Origin of the sequence: Cupriavidus phytohabitans (assembly GCF_017815025.1) — a bacterium.
In the GTDB taxonomy this organism is placed as follows: domain Bacteria; phylum Pseudomonadota; class Gammaproteobacteria; order Burkholderiales; family Burkholderiaceae; genus Cupriavidus.
Genome location: NZ_JAGIQB010000027.1, coordinates 41,132 through 61,805 on the forward strand (window position 1 = coordinate 41,132; position 20,674 = coordinate 61,805).

Sequence of the window (20,674 nt, forward strand, 5' to 3'; positions counted from 1 at the left end):
CGGCGGCGCTGCCCTCGCGGCACGCTAAAAGGCCAACACGCCAACACGCTATACCGCGCCCGCATGTTGCGCCGCCGGCCTTGCCGGCAAGGCGCGTTCGCGGGCCGCCACCGCGGTGCCGGCCACGCCGCTGACGGCAACCATCGCCACGCCCAGCAGCGACCAGGCGTCGGGCAGCCAGCCGAATACCAGCCAGCCGCCCAGCATGGCGAAGGCAATCTGCAGGTAGAGATAGGGCGTCAGCACGCCAACGGGAGCACGCGCATAGGCCAGCACCAGGAACATGTGCCCGGCGCAGCCGGCGAGCGCCATGCCCGCCAGCAGCCACCAGTGCAGCGCCTCGACGTGCCAGGTCCAGGCCAGCGGCAGCGCCGCCGACAGGAGCAGCGCAGCAATGCAGCCGGTATAGAAATGCGTGGTGCCGGCGCCGTCGGTCCGGGTCAGCACGCTGGTCAGCAACTGGTAGGCGGCATTGAGGCAGACCGCCGCGAGCGGCAGCAGCATGGCCGGCTCCAGGTCGGCGCCGGGCCGGATTACCATCAGCGCGCCGGCAAATCCGGCCAGCAGGCAGAGCCAGCGCAGCGCCGACATGCGCTCGCCGAACAGCGTCGCCGCCGCCAGCGCGATCGCCAGCGGCGTCAGGCTGACCACCGCGGTGAACTCGCCCACAGGCAGCACCTGCAGGCTGAAGAACGCGCAAGCGCTGGACAGCAGCATGGTCACCGCGCGCGTGGCCTGCAGCCACGGCCGGCGCGTGCGCAGCAGGATGCGGCCGCGCGCCGGCAGCAGCACCGCGCCGGTCAGTGCTGCCTGCGCGAGATAGCGCACCCACAGCGCCATCACCACCGGCACGGCGGCGCCGGTGATCTTGGTCATCGTATCGAGCGCGGCAAAGCATGCCACCGCGGCAACCATCAGTGCGATGCCCTGCAGGGGCCGCGAACTTCCCATGGCGCTCATGGCGCCACCCTCAACCACAACATGTCAGCGTTCCAGGCTGGTCCTTCATGAAGCCGAGGGTACTGTCCCGGGCGAGGCCGATGGCGGCTGCGGCTGGAAAGTCAGAATTCGCTGCCAGCGAACAATCCACTCAATGGATGAATCCGCCCTTGACGAAGCGTACCGGCTCGGCGTCGATGCGCAGTAACAGCGCCGTCAGGCCATCGATCCCGGCAGGCACCGCCCGCGTAGCGGCAGCCGCGCCGGACACGCAGACGAGGTCGGCATCGGACCATGCGGTGCCCGGCGCGCCGCGTGCGCGCAGCCATCCCGCACCATCCGCCAGCAGTTGGGTGCCCGCCAGCTTTGCCGGCGGCAGCCCGGCAATCGCCGCCACGGCCTGCCAGGCCTGGGCCGACGTTGCCGTGCAGCCGGCGCGGAAGCGCGGCACCTGCGCTGGCGGGCGGCCGTCCGGCGTGACCAGCACGGTCAGGAAGCGCGGGTCTTCATACGCCGCAGAACGATTCGATCCTGGTCGCCGCCGGCAAGCACCACCTGGGCTTGCAGGGCGGGACTTGCAGGGAGGACATGCGGGATGTGCGCCACTGGCATGAACCTGGCCGCCGCGCCGTGTTATGTTTGCAGCGGCAGCGCCCCGCAGAGGGCCCGAAGACAGAACCACCCCCGGAGGCATTCCATGAGCAGTTCTCCCGAAGCCAGCGGGCTCGCACCGCTGCGCGATTTCATCACCGGCCTGGCCGCACTGCTGGACCAGCATCCCGACGAGCCGCGCATCCTGCGCGAAGGCGGGGCGCTGCTGGCGCGGCTGGTGGCACGCGACGACTGGCTGCCCGAGGCATGGGCCGAGCCGCACCCCGAGTATTACCAGCAGCACCTGCTGCATTGCGATTCCGCCGAGCGCTTCTCGGTCGTCAGCTTTGTCTGGGGCCCGGGGCAGCGCACGCCCATCCACGACCACACCGTGTGGGGGCTGATCGGCATGCTGCGCGGGGCGGAGGAGTCGCAGCCCTTCGTGCTCGACGCCGCAGGCCGCCCCGTGCCGAAGGGCGAACCGGTGCGATTGCTGCCCGGGCAGGTCGAAGCCGTGTCGCCGACGCTAGGCGACATCCATCGCGTCAACAACGTGCACGACGACCGCGTCTCGGTCAGCATCCACGTGTACGGCGCCAATATCGGCGCGGTGCGCCGCTCGGTCTACGCCGAGGACGGCACCCACAAGCCCTTTATTTCCGGGTATTCCAACCCGACCCTGCCCAACCTTTGGGACCGTTCCCGCGAAGCCTAGAAGTCATGACCATCCAGCACGCCACGCCAGCCGCCACGCCAGCCACCACGGCATTCCCGACCTTCACCCGCGCGCAGGTGCGCCAGGCCCTGCTGGCCGGCGCCGAGATTGCGCTGATCGACGTGCGCGAGGAAGATCCTTTCGCGCAGGAGCATCCGCTGTGGGCCGCGAACTTCCCGCTGTCGAAGCTCGAACTGGAAGCGTGGCCGCGCATCCCGCGCCGCGACACGCTGATCGTGGTCTACGGCGAACATGCCGGGGAGGACCTGGCGCCGCGCGCTGCGTCGGTGCTGCAAACGCTGGGCTATACCAACGTGCACCGGCTTGAAGGCGGACTGGCGGCCTGGATCGCCGGCGGCGGTGAAGTGTTCCGCGACGTCAACGTGCCGAGCAAGTCGTTCGGTGAAGTGGTCGAGGCAAAGCGCCATACGCCGTCCCTGTCCGCCGAGGAAGTGCAGGCGCTGATCGACAGCAAGGCCGATGCGGTGATCGTCGACGCGCGCCGCTTCGACGAGTACCAGACCATGAGCATTCCCACTGCCACCAGCGTGCCCGGTGCCGAACTGGTGCTGCGCGTGCGCGAGCTGGCGCCCGACCCGCGCACGCAGGTGATCGTCAACTGCGCCGGCCGCACGCGCAGCATCATCGGCACGCAGTCGCTGGTCAACGCCGGCATTCCCAACCCGGTGGCGGCGCTGCGCAACGGCACCATCGGCTGGACGCTGGCGGGGCAGCAGCTCGACCACGGCGCCAGCCGCCGCGCGCCTGCCGCGGTCGGCGCCGACAACCGCGACAGCGCCCGTCGCGGCGCACGCGAGATCGCCGACCGCGCCGGCGTGCGCCGCATTGCGCTGGCCGCGTTGCCTTCGCTGCAGGAGCCCGGCCGTACCGTGTACCGCTTCGACGTGCGCACGCCCGAGGAATTTGCCGATGGCCACCTCCCGGGCTTCGTCAATGCGCCGGGCGGGCAGCTGGTGCAGGAAACCGACCACAACGCCCCCGTGCGCGGCGCGCGCATCGTACTCGCCGATGACGACGACGTGCGCGCCAGCATGACCGGCTCATGGCTGGCGCAGATGGGCTGGGAGGTCTGGGTGGTGGAGCCAGTCGATGCCACCGCGCGCGGCGAGGCCGGCGCGGTGGCGGCCAATGTGCCGGTGCCGCCAGAGGTGCCGACGGTGACGCCCGCCGAAGTGGCGGCGTGGCTCGGCATGAACGCGGACGGCAGCACCGTGGTGCTCGATTTCACCGCCAGCGCCAACTACGTCAAGCACCATATCCCGGGCGCGTACTTCGTCATCCGCGCGCAGCTGGCCGACGCGCTGGCGCGCATCCCGCAGGCACGGCGCTATGTGCTGACGTGCGGCTCCAGCCTGCTCGCGCGCTTTGCCGCCGCCGACCTGCAGCGGCTGACGGACGCGGAGGTGGCGGTGCTGGAAGGCGGCACGCAGGCGTGGATCGCGGCCGGGCTGCCGCTGGAGTCTGGCGAGAGGCACCTGGCGTCAGAGCGCGCCGACCGCTATCGCCGGCCGTACGAAGGCACCGACAATCCGCGGGGAGCGATGCAGGGCTATCTCGACTGGGAGTTCGGGCTGATCTCGCAACTGGAGCGCGACGGCACCCATGGGTTCAGGGTGGTATAGCAAACCCTGGTTCTCCGGGGGGCGCGCGCTGTCCGAAACGCCCGGCCTAGGGTTATCCCGGGCCCTCCAACGATCTGCTGGTAAAATCGGCCTATTGACATGCATCTTTTCGCTGCATTGCGGAACGAACGTAACGATTCTCTGTCAATCGTAATCGCTACGTTACAATGCTGTCCCGCAGCACGAGCGGCGCCCGTCCGAAACGGCGCGGCCGCCCCGTGCCCGACGCCCCCCACCCATGCGATTGTTGTTCCTGCTGCTGACTGCCATGTGCCTGTCACTGCTCTCCTTTGGAGCGGTGGCGGACGCGCGCGCGTCCGTGCAGCCGGAGGTCCAGGCAGCCAGTAACGAACTGGCCGCGCTGCAGTCGGTGGACGACATGGGCCGCGTCATCGTTCCTGGCGACGATGGCCTGAGTGACGACGACATCTGCGCAGAGCCGCCTGGGTACTGCAATATCTGGTCGGCCGACCTGCTCGATCCGCTGGACCTGCTGGATGAAATCGAGGAATCCAGCGCCCTTATTGCCTTGCCCCCGGTGAAGTTTCTGCTGCCCGCCGGGGAGGTCGCGCAACATCCCCACGGCCGCGCCGAACCGCCGCCTTCGGCCTTCTTCCGGCCGCCAATTTCCCGCTCCTGAGCGCCGGGCGTTCACACGCCTTGCCGCTCCCCCGCACGCACGCGCTGCCTCCGCAGCCGCCGTGCTGCGGGCCGCGCCCCCTTGCCTGATATCGCCAGCCTGCCCGCCGCCATCGCGCGCGGGCAAGCCGCTGCCGTAGTTCGTCCCGCCGTGACTCGCGCCGGGGCGCGCGGCGGCATGGCGCAGGCGTCGCATTGCTTGCATTCCGGACTCATGACAACAACCAAGCTGACCCTGATCGCGTCGCTTTCGCTGCTCGCGTTCGCCGCTGCCCCGGCCGCACCGCTCTCCAAGCCTTCTTCGAGGACTTCCGCCGCCACGGCGCCCACTCCCGGCGCCGAGCTGCTGGCCGCCACGGCCGTGCCCAAGGCTGCCTCCGCACGCCCCGCGGGTGCCGCGGCCGGCCCCGCTTTCTCGCTGCCGCAACTGCTCGACATGGCGCAGTCGACCAACAAGGGCGTCGCCGTGGCCGAGGCCAATGTCGATGCCGCCAGCGCCGCCATCAGCAGCGCGCGCGCCTATCCCAATCCGCAGGTCGAAGTGATGTACGGTCGCCTGTCCGGCAAGCAACCCGGCGTGACCAGCGGCAATGCGCCGAGCTACGCCGTGGTGCAGAAGCTGGACTACCCGCACCAGCGCAGCCTGCGCGAGGCCATGGCCTCGCGCGGCCTGGAGTCGTCGCAGGCGGCTCGCCAGGGTTTCCGCGCCGACCTCGCCGCGCGCGTCAAGACCTCCTACTACGACGTGCTGCGCCGCGAAAGCGAGCTGCATGCCGCCGAGGAAGACCTGGCGATGATGCGGCAGATCCATTCGCGCGCACGCCTGCGCGTGGAGGTGGGCGAAGCGCCGCGCTATGAACTGATCAAGGCCGAGACTGAACTGCTGGCCTCGCAGAAGAACCAGCAGACCGCCGAGTTGCGCGTGAACCAGGCCAAGGCCGCGCTGCGCCAGCAGGTCGGCGGCGCCATGCCGGGCCAGTTCTCGCTGGACGGCACGCTGGCACAGTCGCCGGACGTGCCGCCGCTGCCGGTGCTGCGCGACACCATGACCGCGAGCAATGCCGAGCTGGTCCAGCGCCGCACGGAACTGGAGCGCGCCCGGCTGGGCGTCGACTACCAGCGCTCGCTGCGCTGGCCGGAAGTGGCGGTGCGCGCCAGCACCGACCGCCAGCCCGACAACAACGTCTCGCAGATCGGCCTGGTCATGACCATCCCGCTGTGGGACCGCCGCCGCGGCCCGGTGGGCGAGGCCACTGCGCAGGCGACGCAGGCGCAGAGCGCGCTGGAAATGCGCGAGTTCGAGCTGGCGCAGGAACTGGAATCCGCTTACCGCCAGTACGAGATCACGCAGGCGCAGGTGACCGCGCTGGAGTCCGGCATCGTGCGTGAGGCCGAGTCGGCGCTGGGCGTGGCCGAGGCCGCCTACCGCTTCGGCGAGCGCGGCATCCTTGACTTCATCGATGCCCAGCGCGTGCTGCGCAGTGCGCGCAACGAGCTGATCGCCGCCCAGTACGAGCAGCAGCTGGCCGCCATCCAGATCGAAAAGCTCATGTCGACCGCCCCGGGTGCCACCGCCGCGCCAGGCCTGCCGCCGACCTCCACCATCGAACAGAAATAACCATGCGTCCCAATTTCCTGCTTTCGCTGACGGCCGCTGCCGTCCTGACGTTCAGCCTGGCGGCCTGTTCCGACAAGCCTGAACCCGTTGCCGAGGCGCCCAAGCTGCCGCCCGGCGTGATCCAGCCGGAAGGCAACCTGCAGCAGTCGCTGAAGGTGGCGCCGGTCACCACGTCCCCGTTCAGCGAGATGCTGCGCGTGGCCGGCCGCATCGACTTCGACGAACAGCGCGTATCGCGTATCGGCGCCAGCGTGACCGGCCGCGTCACCGACCTGTATGCCACGCTCGGCCAGGAAGTGAAGGCCGGCCAGGTGCTGGCGCGCCTGCACAGCAGCGAGCTGGGCGCGGCGCAAATGTCGTTCCTGAAGAGCGAGGCGCAGCACGACCTGCAGGTGCGCAACGCCGAGCGCGCACGCCAGCTGTTTGCCGCCGACGTGATCGGCCGCGGCGAGCTGCAGCGCCGCGAGAGCGAACTGGCGATCGCCTCCGCCGAGATGCGCGCCTACCGCGACCAGCTGCGCGTGCTCGGCATGTCGCAAGGCTCGATCGCCGAGCTGGCGAAGAATGGCAGCATCAACTCGCATTCGCCGGTGTATTCGAGCATCAGCGGCACCGTGGTCGAGCGCAACGTGGCGCAGGGCCAGGTGGTGCAGCCGGCCGACGCGCTCTACACCGTGGCAGACCTGTCGCGCGTGTGGGTCGTGGCCGAGGTGCCCGAGCAGCAGGCCGCGCAGGTCGCCGAAGGGCAGAGCGTGGAGATCGAGGTGCCGTCGCTGGCCAACGGCAAGGGCGGCAACACCATCACCGGCAAGCTGATCTACGTGGGCCGCACGGTCAGCCCGCAGTCGCGCACGGTGCTGGTCCGCACCGAGCTGGAGAACCGCGAAGGGCGCCTGAAGCCCGCCATGCTGGCCAGCATGCTGATCGCCGGCAAGCCGCAGGACCAGCTGGTGATTCCCGCCGCCGCGGTGGTGCGCGAGGGCAACGACGAGCTGGTCTATGTCGAGATGCCGGGGAACAAGTTCCGCCTGACCAAGGTCAAGCTGGGCGCCGAGAGCGACGGCATGCGCGTGGTGCAGAACGGCGTGAAGGCCGGCGACCGCATCGTGGTCGATGGCGCGTTCCACCTGGACAACGAGCGCAAGCGCATCGAGCAAGGGTAATCGGACATGATGAAATCCCTAGTCGAAGCCGCCATCAAGCAGCGGCTGGTGGTTTGCGTGCTGGCCGTGGTGCTGTTCTTCTTCGGCCTGCGCGCTGCCACCAAGCTGTCGGTGGACGCCTTCCCCGATGTGACCAACGTGCAGGTGCAGATCGCCACCGAAGCCGCGGGCCGTTCGCCCGAGGAAGTCGAGCGCTTTGTCACCGTGCCGGTGGAAATGGCGATGACGGGCCTGCCCGGCCTGGAAGAGATGCGCTCGCTGAACAAGGCGGGCCTATCGCTGATCACGCTGGTCTTTACCGACGCCACCGACGTGTACTTTGCACGCCAGCTGGTGATGGAGCGCCTGATCGAAGTGGGCGGGCGCATGCCGGAAGGCGTGTCGCCGGTGCTGGGCCCGGTCTCGACCGGCCTGGGCGAGGTCTACCAGTACACGCTGGACCGTGCCGATGACGGCAACCGCGAACTGACCCAGGAAGAGCTGGCCGAGCGCCGCATCGCCCAGGACTGGGTGGTGCGCCCGCTGCTGCGCTCGATCCCGGGCGTGGCTGAGATCAACTCGCAGGGCGGCTACGTGCGGCAGTACCAGGCGCTGGTCAACCCGGAGCGCATGCGCCACTACGGCGTGTCGATCCAGCAGGTCTACCAGGCACTGGCGCGCAACAACGCCAACTCCGGCGGTGGCGTGCTGCCGCATTACGCCGAGCAGTACCTGATCCGCGGCGTCGGCCTGGCCAAGGGCGTGGAGGACCTCGGCAGCATCGTGCTGAAGGAAGTCGACGGCACGCCGGTTTACCTGCGCGATGTGGCCAATGTCACCATCGGCCATGAGGTGCGGCAGGGCGCGCTGGTCAAGAACGGCCAGACCGAGGCCGTCGGCGGCATCGTCATGATGATGCGCGGCGGCAATGCCAAGGAAGTGGTCAGCCGCGTGAAGGCGCGCGTGGCCGAGATCAACGAGCGCGGCATGCTGCCCGGCAAGCTGCAGATCGTGCCGTACTACGACCGCAGCGAGCTGGTCGATGCCGCGCTGTGGACCGTGACCAAGGTGCTGCTCGAAGGCGTGGTGCTGGTGGTGATCGTGCTGTTCCTGTTCCTGGGCGACGTGCGTTCGTCGGTCATCGTGCTGGCCACGCTGGTGCTGACGCCATTGCTGACGTTCATGGTGATGAACCACGTCGGGCTGTCGGCCAACCTGATGTCATTGGGGGGGCTGGCGATCGCTATCGGCCTGATGGTCGACGGCTCGGTGGTGGTGGTCGAGAACGCGTTCGAGCGATTGGGGCACAAGGAGCCGGGGCTGACCAAGACCGAGATCCTGGTGAAGGCCGTGCAGGAAGTGGCTACGCCGGTGATCGTCGGCGTGGGCATCATCATCCTGGTGTTCCTGCCGCTGATGACGCTGTCCGGCATGGAAGGCAAGATGTTCGCGCCGCTGGCGTTCACCATCTCGATCGCGCTGGCGATCTCGCTGTTCCTGTCGCTGACGCTGTCGCCGGTGCTGTCGTCGTACCTGCTCAAGGGCGGCGCCGAGCATGACACGTTCCTGATTGCCTTCATGAAGCGCCACTACCTGCGGATGCTGCACTGGGCGCTGGGCAACAGCCGCAAGACCGTGCTCAGCGCGGTGGGCGCGTTCGTCGCCACGCTGCTGATCGTGCCGCTGCTGGGTACCTCGTTCATCCCCGAGATGAAGGAAGGCTCGATCGTTCCCGCGATCGACCGCGTGCCGAACATCTCGCTGGAAGAGTCGATCAAGCTGGAGAAGGAAGCCAACAAGCTGGTGCTGGGCGTGCCGGGCGTCAAGTCGGTGGTGTCCGGCGTGGGCCGCGGCGAAAGCCCGGCCGACCCGCAGGGCCAGAACGAATCGACCCCGATCGCCAGCCTGAAGGACCGCGACGAGTGGCCCGACGGCTGGACCCAGGACGATATCGCCAACGCCATCCGCGAGAAGCTCAAGGCCATCCCCGGCGTGCAGATCGTGATGGCGCAGCCGATCTCGGACCGCGTCGACGAAATGGTCAGCGGGGTGCGCTCGGACGTGGCGGTGAAGGTGTTCGGCGACGACCTGGACAAGCTGCGCGAGCTGGCCGGCGAGATCTCGCGCGTGGCCGGCGGCATCCAGGGGTCGCAGGATATCCGTATCGAGCGCGTCTCGGGCCAGCAGTACCTGTCGATCGAGATCGACCGCCAGGCGATCGCGCGCTACGGGCTGAACGTCTCCGACATCCACGACGTGATCGAGATCGCGATCGGTGGCAAGCGCGCCACGGATATCTTCGAAGGCGAACGCCGCTTTGCAGCGTCGGTGCGCTTGCCGGACGATTTCCGCAACAATGTCCAGGCGATCCGCCAACTGCTGGTAAACACCCCTGACGGCATGCAGGTGCCGCTGCAGAGCGTGGCGAAGATCGAGGTCAACGACGGCCCGGCCCAGATCAGCCGCGAAATGGCCAAGCGCCGCGTCGTGGTGATGATCAACGTGAAGGACCGTGACCTCGGCGGCTTCGTGGCTGAGCTGCAGCAGGCCACGGCGTCCAAGGTCAAGCTGCCGGAAGGCTACTACCTCGAATGGGGCGGCCAGTTCCAGAACATGGAACGCGCCATGGGCCACCTGAAGATCATCGTGCCGGTCACCATCGCCGCGATCTTCTTCCTGCTGTTCCTGCTGTTCAACTCGCTGCGCTTTGCCACGCTGATCATCACGGTGCTGCCGTTCGCATCGATCGGCGGCATCATCGGGCTGTTCGTCACCGGCGAATACCTGTCGGTGCCGGCCTCGGTGGGCTTTATCGCGCTGTGGGGCATGGCGGTGTTGAACGGCGTGGTGCTGGTGTCGTATATCCGTTCGCTGCGCGATTCGGGCTTGTCGCTCGACGAGGCAGTGGTGCAGGGCGCGACGCAGCGATTCCGTCCGGTGATGATGACCGCGACCATCGCGATGCTGGGCCTGGTGCCGTTCCTATTCTCTACCGGCCCCGGATCCGAGGTGCAGCGTCCGCTGGCGGTGGTGGTGATCGGCGGGCTGATTACGTCGACGCTGCTGACGCTGGTGATGGTGCCGACGCTGTACCGGTGGTTCGATGACAGCAAGCCGGATCCGACGAGGGATGTGCCGGTTTAAGGTTTGCCTTCTGTTTATGTAGTGGAACGCCCTATGCGCTGGTTGTGTGTGGGGCGTTTTTTTTGTTGGGTTTTGGTGCCTTGCGGCTTGGCAGCCGCAGCGCGAGCCCGAGCCCGAGCCCGAGCCCGAGCCCCAAATTCCCCCCCTCAAGCCAACCTCATCTCCAACCGCCTGGACCACAAATCCATCGTGAAATCCGGCTCCTGATGATGAATATGCCGATACAACCCAGGCTGCGCACCGATCGCATCATGCACCGCCTGCGCAGTGATCTGCTGCTCCGCGAACAGGTGCCGGAAATGGCAGGCGACAATGACGCCATCTTCGCTCAATGCCCCCGCCGCAAGCGCCGCGACCTCATGCCAGTCGGACTTCGGGAAGTAATACCCCAGTTCGGAAAACACGATCAGATCGAATGAGCCCTCGGGCCATTGCTGCGGCAGTTCCCCCGTCAGCACCTGCACGTGCGCAAACTCCGCCACGCGTTGGCGCGCCTGCCCGGCCGCGCTGTCGGCCAGTTCCATTGCCACCAGCGCATCGCAGCGCGGTGCCAGTTCAACGGTAAGATGCCCGCCGCCGCAGCCGGGCTCGAACGCGCGTGCGAAGCGTTCGCGCGGCAGCGTGGCCATCAGCAGTGCGCGCTTGCGTGCCTCGTACCAGCGCGTGCCGATGCCCCAGGGGTCGTCCTGCCGGCCATACAGCCGGCTGAAATAATCGCGGTCGACCGGCATGATCAATAGCCGTAGTACGGCGCCTGCTGGTAGTAGCCGGACGGCTGCGGGCCGCACGGCACGTACGCGCGGTCGTAGTCGCGGTAGCAATAGCCCGGCGGCACCGCCGGCGCCGCGTACGAGACCGGCGCGGGGGCGTAGGTGACCGGCGGCGGCGCCACCGCGACCGGGGCGGCCACGACTGGCGCCGATGCAAGCGCCGCACCGAAGGCCAGGCCGACCAGTGCGCCGACGGCGAGGACCGCGCCGGCATTCGACCCGCCGCCATGATGGCGGCCGCGCGCGGACGCGGGGCCGGCGGCAACCAGGGCCACGGTCAGGGCGGCCGCGGCGACGATTCGGGTGGAGGGGCGCATGTCGGACTCCTAGTGATGCAGCTTGTGTTCCTGAATGATGGATGCAAACTGCCCGGCGAGGTGTTTCGCCGCGGATGCCGACTTGTTAGCTTTGTAACAGGGGCTTTTTACCGGACCGGTTTTTAACGGGCTGTAATACACCCCCTCTAACGGGCCCTGTCCGGAAGCCTTCTCTCAGGGTTTGGGCCAGCCCGCGCGCGCCCGCGCAGGGCGGGCGTACCGATGTTCTGAGCCGGACCAGCGGGGCACAGCGAGCGGCGGACTTATCCCGCCGCGTACGCGCGCTGCGATGCTTCACCGAACGGCGGCAGGTTCTCCAGCCGCAGCGATTGCGGTTCGGTCAGCGCAATGTCGGCTGCGCGCAACCGCTTGAGGATCTCGAACAGCAGGTCGCTGCGCGTAGTCGCGGCGATGCGCGGGCTGCTGACGTAGCCCGTCACCGACAGCGTAATGCCGTTGGGCGCCAGCTGGCTGAACATGACCGACGGCGCCGGCACGTCCAGGATGGATTCGTTTTCCTTGTAGACATCGATCAGCAGGTCGCGCAGCTGTTCCGGATCGGTATTGAGCGGGAACGTCAGCTGCAGCGACGCCACGCCCTGCGTGCTGTTGCTCATGGTCACGTTGCGCACGTTCTGCGAGATCAGCTGCGAATTGGGCACGATCACGGTCGAGCGATCGCCCAGCTGGATCTCGGTTGCGCGCACGTTGATGCGGCGGATGTCGCCCTCCACGCCGGACAGGCTGACCATGTCGCCGACCTTGACCGGGCGCTCGGTCAGCAGGATCAGGCCCGAGACAAAGTTCTTCACGATCTCCTGCAGGCCAAAGCCGATGCCCACCGACAGCGCGCTGACGATCCAGGCCAGGTTGTCCCAGCGCACGCCCAGCAGCGACAGCGTCAGCAGCACCAGCAGCACATAGCCGACATTGCTGAACAGCGTGATCAGCGAGGCGCGCAGCCCCGGCTCCTTGCACACCTTGGGCAGGAGCTCCGCGTCGAGCCAGCGCCGCACCGAACGCAGCAGCCAGATGCCCACGCCGAGCGCCAGCACCGCATTCAGGATGCGCTCCGGCATGATGTTCAGGCTGCGCAGCTTTTCGCCGCCCAGCACCATCAGCAGGCTGTTGAGCAGGTCCGCCGGCGTGGTGCCGAAGCCACCGGTCAGCAGCGCCACCACCGCGACCAGCAGCAGCACGCTGGCGCCGATGCCGGACAGGATGGTCGAGGCCTGCTCCAGGTGCGAATCGTCGACGCCGAACAGCTGCTTGATGACGCGGCCGCTGGCGTGGTTGGTCGACAGCACGGCCTCGCACACATCGCGCGTGACCTGCGTCAGCAGGTACAGGCTGCACAGTACGATGTCGAACCAGACCAGCTCATAGGTCAGGAAGCGCGCGAAGCTGATATAGCCGGCCAGCAGCGCGACCATCGACACAATCACCAGCACCGTCACGGCGGCGTGGATCATGCCGGCCAGCGTGGCGCGCGCCTCCGGGCGTTCGCCCGCGGCGGCGAGTTCGTTGCGCACGCGGTTGGCGCGCAGCAGCGCCGCGCCGATAGTCAGCACCACCACAAGCGACACCAGCCCGCGGCCCAGCAGCGTGACCTGCACGGTGGTGTCGGCGATGCGGTTGATCTGCTCGAGCGTGCCGGCCAGCAGCAACAGGCCGGCCAGCACGGCGGGGAATGGCTTCATCGCCAGCGCGACCGGATCGGCCAGCGCGGGCAGGCGCCAGCTGGGATGCCGCGTGCACAGCAACGCGCGCCCCAGCCCGACGATCAGCGCGCTGGTCAGCGTCAGCTTGACCAGCTGCGCATAGATTGCCATCACGTCGGGCGGCAATTCATAGTTGCGCGCGAAGGCGTGATAGACCAACTGCACCGCCAGCCCGGTGGTGCAGACCGTCGCCAGCGTGGTCGCCAGCGCCAGCGCGCTGCGGCGCAGGCGCGTCTCGGGCAGCCGGGTCAGGCAGAACCACGCCAGCGCGCGCTCGGCCAGGCGCCGTCCCAGCGTCCATACCGCCAGCGCGAGCAGCAGCAGCGCCACCGTGGCCGCGCGCTGCGACGGCTGCCACGCCAGCTGCAGCATCGGCACCACCTGGTCGCGGAAGCCGTCCAGGCGCGCCTGGTCCTCCGGCGGCGGGCTGAACAGCGGCTGCCAGAACTGCGGGTTCAGGATGCTTTCCGAGCGCAGCGCGAGCTGGTCTTTCAGGTGGCCGCGCTCCAGGCGAGCCAGCTGTTCGCTCAGGTTGGCGATATTCTCCTTGCTCTCCGCCGCCTGCTTGAGATGCGCGTCGAGCTGCGTGCGGCGCGTGTTCAGTCCGGCGCGCTGCTTTACCACCGCGGGGGCTTCCCTGGTGGTGCCGTCGACCGGCGGCGGACCGAGCACGTCGAGCTGTGCCTGCAACTGCTCGCGTTGTGGCGCCAGGGCCGCGCTGAGCTTGTCGGCGTCGGCATCCAGCTGCCGCAGCGTCTCTTGCAGGTCATGCAGCTTGGTATTCCCGTCGGGGTCTGAAGCCTGCTGCTTGACGCTGTCCTGCTCGGTCTGCAGGCGCTTGAGTTCGGCGGTGGCCTCGGCGTGGGTCAGCGCGGGCGCTTGCGCGGCGGCCTCGGCTTCCGATGCGGTCTCTGCGGCATAGGCGGCGGGCAGCGTGACCGGCATCAGGTGGCATAGCGCAGCGAGCGCAACGCCCAGTGCGAGCCGTGAAGCTTTGCTCATGGCGGATTCTCGGCGGATGGTGACGGCTTGCGGGCGCTCCGGCGGCGGATGGAAATGGCAAGGCACGGTGCGGGCAGGGCCACATGGCGCTGCGTCGCGATTGCGCTGCGGAACGGCCGGGACACCGGCGATGAACACGGGAAGCGAGGGCTGCGTACAGTCCATCGCTTCGGCGAATTTGGGTCAGCCACGAGAAAGGCCTGCGGGCGAAGCCGCAAGCCGGCAATGCGTGGCACGGGTCGTGCTGACCGATCGCGGCAGGTCCGTTCCCCGGAGCCGCCGCGGCTCGGGCCATTATACGAAAGCGTTCAGGTCACATGCCCCGTACGGGCGGCGCATGAAGCACCGCGGGGCAGAATTTTGCGCAACGGCGCCAGGCGCGGCGCTGACGCGGGCGGCATGTTCGCCACAATCACACTACCATCACGGCATTCGCGGGCCGGCGGCCCGCAGCGACCATGGAAGGAGCATTCAGGGGAGTACCGGCAAGCTGCCGTTGCTGGTGCGCATTGTCGGCCAGTATCTCGACCGGCCCGCCGCGGACGGACGAAGCGCATGACGTTGTTGCGCATTGTGTAAAAACTGCGTCCCGCGGCGCTCGCCGGAGCGCCACGCGGCCGCATCGGCGCAAGGGCATGTTTCCTGCTTCCGGTACCAGGCTAGGACGTCAGATCGGAGGCAATCCATGAAAGACTACCCACCGTCGGAAATCCGGGGAACCTGGCGCCACCGCGGCTACGATGAGCCCGACGATACCCGCCAGGCACGCCACTGGCGCAGTGGCGACACCGGCGGCTCGCCGTATGGCTATGGCGAGGCCCGCTATGGCATGGAGGATGAAGACGACGAGCGGCCCACGCGCCCTTCGCGCTGGGCCGCGCAAGCGGGGTCGCGCCGCATGCCCAGGGGCTATCAGCGCACCGACGCCCGCATTCGCGATGATCTGTGCGAACGGCTCGCACACGCCGATGACGATGTCTCGGATGTCACCGTCGACGTCGTCTCGGGCATCGTCACGCTGGCCGGCACCGTCCGGGACCGCGACGCCAAGTTCCACATCGAGCAGATGGCCGAGGATGTGCTGGGCGTCAGTGAAGTGCGCAACAACATCCAGATGGCGCGGCCGGGCAGCAGCGCCGACAGCGGCGGCATTGGCAAGATCGGCGAGCGGGGCGGCGGCGCAGCGCATGGCGAGGGCCAGGGCCAGGGTGAGCAGCGGGTCGGCCAGTCTACCGGCGAGCGCCGGCAGGTCGGCTCCCCGGCCGGCGACGTGCTGTACATCGTGCAAGGCTGGGACGGGCGGTTCCTCGCCAACGAGCGCGGCGAGGGGGTGATGGTGAAGTCGATCGCGCAGGCCGGCCTGTTCGACGATGCCGACGTGGCCCGCGCCGCTGCCGCCGAGCACTGCGGACGCGGCTACCGCCTGCTGGCCACGCGCCGCTAGCGCTGCTGCGCGCGCAAGCCTGTGCGCAAGGCCACGCCGGTGTTATCGTGAGGGCTCACGGCAAGCTCTGCCGCCACCGGGCCCTCACACCATGCATGAAGCCAGCGTTCTCAGGCCGCCGCACGCGGCGCCAGGCCAATCGTTGTCAGCGCTGTCTACGCCCGCGCTGCTGATCGAGCTCGATGCCTTTGAAGCCAACCTGGCGCGCATGGCGGAACTTGCCGAACGCGCCGGCGTGGCGCTGCGCCCCCATGCCAAGGCGCACAAGTCCGTGGCGATCGCGCAGCGGCAGGTCGATGCGGGCGCGGTCGGCATCTGCTGCCAGAAGCTGTCCGAGGCGTATCCCTTTGCCGCCGCCGGCATCGGCAGCATCCACCTGAGCAATGAATTCGTTGGCGCCGACAAGGCCGCGATGGCGGCCGAACTGGCCCGCCACACGCGCCTGTCGATCTGCGTGGACGATGTGCGCCAGGTCAGCCAGGCCGGCGTCGCCGCGGCGCGCGCCGGCGTGCGCATCGCGGTATTGCCTGAGGTCGATGTGGGGCAGGGCCGCTGCGGCGTGGCCAGCGACGAGGCCTTGCTGGCGCTGATCGACGCGATCGACGCCGAAGACGCGCTGGATTTTGGCGGCCTGCAGGGCTATCACGGCGGCATCCAGCATATCGAGGCATGGGCACAGCGGCGCGAGGCCGCTCAGCGCGCGGCCGAGGCCACCGCCGGCTACCTGCGCGCGCTGGAGCGGCGCGGGTTGCGTTGCCCGGTGGTGACCGGCGGCGGCACCGGCACCGCCGAGTTCGACCTGGAGAGCGGCGTCTACACCGAAATCCAGCCGGGCTCGTACCTGTTTCTCGACGGCCATTACGGCTCGCTCGAATGGGAAGGCGCGCTGCGGCCGCTGCATTCCCTGTTCGTGGCATCGACCGTGATGAGCGCGGCGCGCGCTGGCGTGGCCGTGTGCGATGTGGGCCTGAAGTCGGTCGCGGTCGATTCCGGCCTGCCGCACGTGTGGCCGCGCGATGCCGATGGCGGGCTGGAGTACGTTGCCGCCAACGACGAGCACGGCGTGCTGGCGGTAACCGGCGCCGACAGCCGTGACCTGCTGGGCGAGCGGCTGTGGCTGGTGCCGGGCCATTGCGATCCCACCGCCAACCTGCACGATGCCTATGCCTGCGTGCGCGGCGAGCGCGTGGAAGCGGTATGGGCCATCGAAGCGCGCGGGCTCAGCCGTTGATGCTTGCCTGGTGCGCTCAGCGCACCGAACGTGCCCTGGCGGGAGACGCGCTTCCACTGGGAAGCCTTTCGCATTGACCCGCATTGACCCGCATTGACCCGGCCCTCCGATTTGCCTCGGCCCCGATCCGCCGGGCTTGACCGGCTCCTCGCCGACATCGCCTCCTGCCGCGCCTGCGCCTTGCCGCACGAACCGCGGCCGGTGGTGCAGGCCGGCGCCCATGCGCGCCTGCTGATCGTCGGCCAGGCGCCCGGACGGCGCGTGCATGAAACCGGCATCCCCTGGAACGACCCTTCCGGCGACCTGCTGCGCAGCTGGCTGCAACTGACGCCGGAACAGTTCTATGACGCCGGCAAGGTGGCGATCGTGCCGATGGGGCTGTGCTATCCCGGCAAGGGCGCCAGCGGCGACCTGCCGCCGCGGCGCGAATGCGCGCCCTTGTGGCATGCGCCGCTGCTGGCGTCCATGCCCGATATCCGGCTGACGCTGCTGATCGGCCGCCATGCACAGGCGCACTACCTCGGCAGCCGGGCAGGAGCGACGCTGGCCGATACCGTCGCCGCCTGCGCTGACTACCTGCCAGCGTTCTTCCCGCTGCCGCACCCCAGCCCGCGCAACCGCTTCTGGCTGCGGCGCCACCCGTGGTTCGACACCGACGTGCTGCCGCGGCTGCGGCAGCAGGTGGCGCTGGCGCTGTCCGGCTGACGCCGCTCAGTGGTTCTTCTCAGTGGTCCTTGTGCGGGAAGCGGATGTCGAACTCCGTGAACTCGTGCTCGACGGAACGGCAGCTGATGCCGGCGCCCCAGCTGGTCAGCACGTTCTGGCAGAACGCCAGCCCGATGCCGGTACCACGGTGCGCCGGGTAGGAGAAGAAGGGCTGGAACATGCGCGCCAGCACCTTCGGCGGCACCCCGGTCGCGGTGTCGCGGAAGGTGACGTGCACCCCGTCCGGCCGCACCTCGCAGTGGATCCGGATGTCGCCCTTGCCGGCACGCTTGATCGCTTCGAGCGCATTCTTCAGCAGGTTGGTCATAACCAGCCCGAACAGCTGCGCGTTGCCCAGCACGCGCACCGGGCCGGGCAGATCGAACGTGACGATGTCGCGGCCTGGTTCATCGAACGGAAACCGGGCGATGGTGTCGCGGATCACGCCCCCCAGATCGAACAGCTCTCGCGTGGCCTTTTCCGGATTCTTGGAGTTGGCCACCAGCAGCTCGATGCTGTTGCTGATATGCGAGATGTCGGACTCCATGCGCGCCACCGCCTGCATCAGCCCCTCGCGGCGCGGCGCGTCCTGGTCCAGCGCTGCCGGCAGCCGCGCCTTGAGGCCGCCCGCGCTGATGCTCAGGCTGGTCAGCGGCGTACGCAGCTCATGCGCGACGGTGGCCAGCGCCGCCGCCATGCCGCGACGCTTCTGTTCGACCAGCAGCTGGCGGTCGAGCTTGATCACCACCAGCACCGAGATCACGAAGCCGATGATCGGCAGCTGCAGCAGCACCGGCTGCCATGGGATCCCGCCCATGGAATTGCCGGCCAGCACGAACAGCGCCACCGCGGCCGCGGCGCCGGCCAGCAGCGAGATGGTCGCGAACGCCGTATTGAAGTGATAGAGGATCACCACGGCAATGATGACCGACTCGGCCCAGGCCATCGACCCGCCGTTCTCCAGGTACAGGAAGATGAAGGCGAACGGCATGCCCACCGTGATCGCAAACAGCGCGTACGGCGGCAGCCAGCGCCGGTGCGAGAACGCCCTCGCAAACAGCAGCGGCACGAACAGCGCGGTGCAGACCAGGCGCAGCCACAGGTTCTCGTAGGGCTGCGGGAACACGTACGACCAGATCAGGTAGTAGAGCGGGTGGCCGATGACCCCCAGCGCGCCCACCATCTGGATCCGCCGCAGGCGGATGACGCTTTCCTCGTCGAGCAGGATGGCCCGCGCCGCGGTATCGAACACCGATTGCCAGCTGCGGCGGGCAAGGCCGGCAAGTCCCGACGGGCCGGAACGGCGCTTGCGGCCACCTGGGTCGGCCAACTCTGCTTCCATCTCCAACGGTTACTCCTCGCGGGAGCTTGCGGCGAGCTCCTCTTTGGGATTGAAGGGGGATTTGCGCCGGCTGCGGCGCGTGGATGACCATTCTTCCAGACGCACCTCGTCGCGGATACTGGCGAGAACGCTGACCAGCCGGTCGATTTCACCGGCGCTAAGTTTCGCATGCAGGGTAAGTCGCATCAATGCCCGATTCCTGGGGGTTGCCGGCGAGCAGAATACCGCGCCGAAGATGCCGCGCTGCTGCAGCGCGTTGCGCAGGACCATCACCTGCGGCTCGGTGCCGGCCTCCAGCCCGATGATCTGCTCGGAGCCGTCGCTGATGTTGTATCCCAGGGCACTGATCGCTTCGCGGGTTGCGCGGGTGATCGCATGCAGCTGTTCGCGCCGGTGGTCCGCCGCGGCGATGAAGTCGATGGCGCCGTCGAACCACGCGATTTCGTGGCGCAGCAGCCCCGAACTGAAAATGGCCGGCCGCGATTCGACCGCGAAGAAGTCCTTGAACATGCTGGAGCAGGTGACGAAGCCAGCGCGCCCGGCGAAGGCCTTGGCCAGCGACGCGGTGCGGAAATGCACCCGCTCCGACAGCCCCAGCGCCGGCACCAGCCCGCCGCCCGACGGCCCGTGGGTGCCGAGCGAGTGCGACTCATCCACGACCAGCACCGAACCCGACGCTTCCGCCACCGCGACGTATTCCTCCAGCGGCGCTACGCTGCCGGTGGTGGAGTACACCGCGTCGACCATGATCACGCCGGGGCCAAAGCGCTCGGCCTGGCGGCGCGCATGGCCCACGTCGTTGTGGCGGATCGGCACGGCCTGCGCGCCGGCGGCGGTGATGCCTTCCCACAGCGAGGCGTGGCCGTTCATGTCGATATAGACCGGCACCCCCGGCCCGGCGATGCATTGCACCAGGCCGACGTTGGCGGCCCAGCCGGACTGCGCGATCAGCCCATCCTCCGCCTGCATCAGGTTGGCCAGCTTGCGCTCGACGTGGCGCTGCGGCGTCTCGCCGTACTGGAACACGGACGACATCAGCAGCTCGGGCGGCTCATCCAGCAGCGCGCGGGCCTGCGCCTCCAGCAGCGGCCGCTCGCCCAGCAGGCACAGGTAGTCGTTGCTGCTCAGGTGCAGCGCGTCGGAACCCGGCTTGCGCCCGTGCAGCAGGTGGTCGCCGCCCCACAGCTTGCCCAGCCGGGCATCGAAGTGCTCTGACATGCGGGCTGCGATCCACTGCGGCAGCGGCGGCGTGGCCACGCTGCGGGGGGAGCAGGGAACGGGGTGAGTCGGCTGCGGACGCTGGACGGCAGAGAACATCGGATTTCCTCTGGTAGGTAGGGCTTGTCGGAGAGGATCGCTGGCGGCATTGCCAGGGACCTGGGGATTGCAGGCAAGTCGGGGCGTCTGCACGTCAGCGATCACTGTGGCAAGTCCTCGGTGTCGATTGTGACCCGGCTTCCACCAGTTCAACGCTTGTTTGAGCGGGAAGGGCCACGCTGCCGTTGCATTGTGGCGCGGCCGGCGCTCGCTGGCATGTCAGTTCATCCCGATTCGTCAATGAGTGCCTGTTAAGGCATATATAGGCAGTTGTACTCACAAATACCACCCTCCGCCCAGGCGGAACCCGCCTAGGGTTTGTCCTGAAAACAACGCGTAGCGGCTTGTTTTGATTGCGATTTCTGGCGACGCGAGGGGCCTCGGGCGGCCACCT

General features: G+C 68.4%; 15 protein-coding genes and 1 pseudogene. 9 read left to right on the forward strand and 7 right to left on the reverse strand.

The window, feature by feature from the left end; genetic code table 11:
• Positions 1–48 precede the first annotated feature (48 nt).
• Both J8I34_RS19235 and J8I34_RS19240 read right to left on the reverse strand, forming a co-directional pair.
• On the reverse strand, positions 49–960 hold the full coding sequence (locus tag J8I34_RS19235) for a DMT family transporter (protein WP_209775685.1): 912 nt from the start codon (positions 958–960) through the stop codon (positions 49–51).
• Positions 961–1,090: 130 nt separating this feature from the next.
• A pseudogene (locus tag J8I34_RS19240) lies at positions 1,091–1,450 on the reverse strand (cytochrome c); the annotation flags it as partial.
• A 186-nt stretch (positions 1,451–1,636) separates the two neighbouring features.
• Here J8I34_RS19240 and J8I34_RS19245 point away from each other — a divergent pair.
• From J8I34_RS19245 to J8I34_RS19270, 6 genes are all read left to right on the forward strand, one after another.
• Entirely contained in the window at positions 1,637–2,245 is a 609-nt protein-coding gene (locus J8I34_RS19245) for a cysteine dioxygenase family protein (RefSeq protein ID WP_209806718.1), read from the forward strand.
• 5 nt (positions 2,246–2,250) lie between these two features.
• On the forward strand, positions 2,251–3,888 hold the full coding sequence (locus tag J8I34_RS19250) for a rhodanese-related sulfurtransferase (protein WP_209806719.1): 1,638 nt from the start codon (positions 2,251–2,253) through the stop codon (positions 3,886–3,888).
• A gap of 238 nt (positions 3,889–4,126) precedes the next feature.
• A complete protein-coding gene (locus J8I34_RS19255) occupies positions 4,127–4,528 on the forward strand; it encodes a cobalt-zinc-cadmium resistance protein (RefSeq protein ID WP_209806720.1) in 402 nt (133 codons plus the stop codon).
• A gap of 213 nt (positions 4,529–4,741) precedes the next feature.
• Positions 4,742–6,145 carry a TolC family protein gene (locus J8I34_RS19260; RefSeq protein ID WP_209806721.1) on the forward strand — a complete coding sequence of 468 codons (1,404 nt, stop codon included), beginning with the start codon at positions 4,742–4,744 and terminating at the stop codon, positions 6,143–6,145.
• A gap of 2 nt (positions 6,146–6,147) precedes the next feature.
• The gene (locus J8I34_RS19265) at positions 6,148–7,308 is read left to right on the forward strand and encodes an efflux RND transporter periplasmic adaptor subunit (protein ID WP_029044968.1); all 1,161 of its coding nucleotides are present in this window, start codon (positions 6,148–6,150) and stop codon (positions 7,306–7,308) included.
• 6 nt (positions 7,309–7,314) lie between these two features.
• Entirely contained in the window at positions 7,315–10,431 is a 3,117-nt protein-coding gene (locus tag J8I34_RS19270) for an efflux RND transporter permease subunit (protein WP_209806722.1), read from the forward strand.
• A 146-nt stretch (positions 10,432–10,577) separates the two neighbouring features.
• Here the strand turns inward: J8I34_RS19270 and J8I34_RS19275 are convergent, their stop codons facing one another.
• The 3 genes from J8I34_RS19275 to J8I34_RS19285 form a co-directional block, all read right to left on the reverse strand.
• Entirely contained in the window at positions 10,578–11,162 is a 585-nt protein-coding gene (locus tag J8I34_RS19275; protein ID WP_209806723.1) for a class I SAM-dependent methyltransferase, read from the reverse strand.
• Between the two features lie 2 nt (positions 11,163–11,164).
• Complete coding sequence (locus J8I34_RS19280; RefSeq protein ID WP_209806724.1) at positions 11,165–11,518, reverse strand: mechanosensitive ion channel protein MscS; 354 nt, start codon at positions 11,516–11,518, stop codon at positions 11,165–11,167.
• 263 nt (positions 11,519–11,781) lie between these two features.
• Positions 11,782–14,241: a DUF3772 domain-containing protein gene (locus J8I34_RS19285; RefSeq protein ID WP_209806725.1), complete on the reverse strand. Its 2,460-nt coding sequence runs from the start codon at positions 14,239–14,241 to the stop codon at positions 11,782–11,784.
• Positions 14,242–14,926: 685 nt separating this feature from the next.
• Between J8I34_RS19285 and J8I34_RS19290 the strand changes: the two genes are divergently transcribed.
• From J8I34_RS19290 to J8I34_RS19300, 3 genes are all read left to right on the forward strand, one after another.
• Positions 14,927–15,685, forward strand: coding sequence for a BON domain-containing protein (locus J8I34_RS19290; RefSeq protein ID WP_209806726.1), 759 nt, complete (start codon positions 14,927–14,929; stop codon positions 15,683–15,685).
• Between the two features lie 91 nt (positions 15,686–15,776).
• Positions 15,777–16,916: a DSD1 family PLP-dependent enzyme gene (locus tag J8I34_RS19295; RefSeq protein WP_029044974.1), complete on the forward strand. Its 1,140-nt coding sequence runs from the start codon at positions 15,777–15,779 to the stop codon at positions 16,914–16,916.
• A 111-nt stretch (positions 16,917–17,027) separates the two neighbouring features.
• On the forward strand, positions 17,028–17,621 hold the full coding sequence (locus J8I34_RS19300) for a uracil-DNA glycosylase family protein (RefSeq protein WP_209806727.1): 594 nt from the start codon (positions 17,028–17,030) through the stop codon (positions 17,619–17,621).
• Positions 17,622–17,640: 19 nt separating this feature from the next.
• Here J8I34_RS19300 and J8I34_RS19305 read toward each other — a convergent pair whose 3' ends face one another.
• Positions 17,641–18,963: a sensor histidine kinase gene (locus J8I34_RS19305; RefSeq protein ID WP_209806743.1), complete on the reverse strand. Its 1,323-nt coding sequence runs from the start codon at positions 18,961–18,963 to the stop codon at positions 17,641–17,643.
• 9 nt (positions 18,964–18,972) lie between these two features.
• Complete coding sequence (cqsA, locus tag J8I34_RS19310; RefSeq protein ID WP_209806728.1) at positions 18,973–20,280, reverse strand: alpha-hydroxyketone-type quorum-sensing autoinducer synthase; 1,308 nt, start codon at positions 20,278–20,280, stop codon at positions 18,973–18,975.
• Positions 20,281–20,674: the final 394 nt, after the last annotated feature.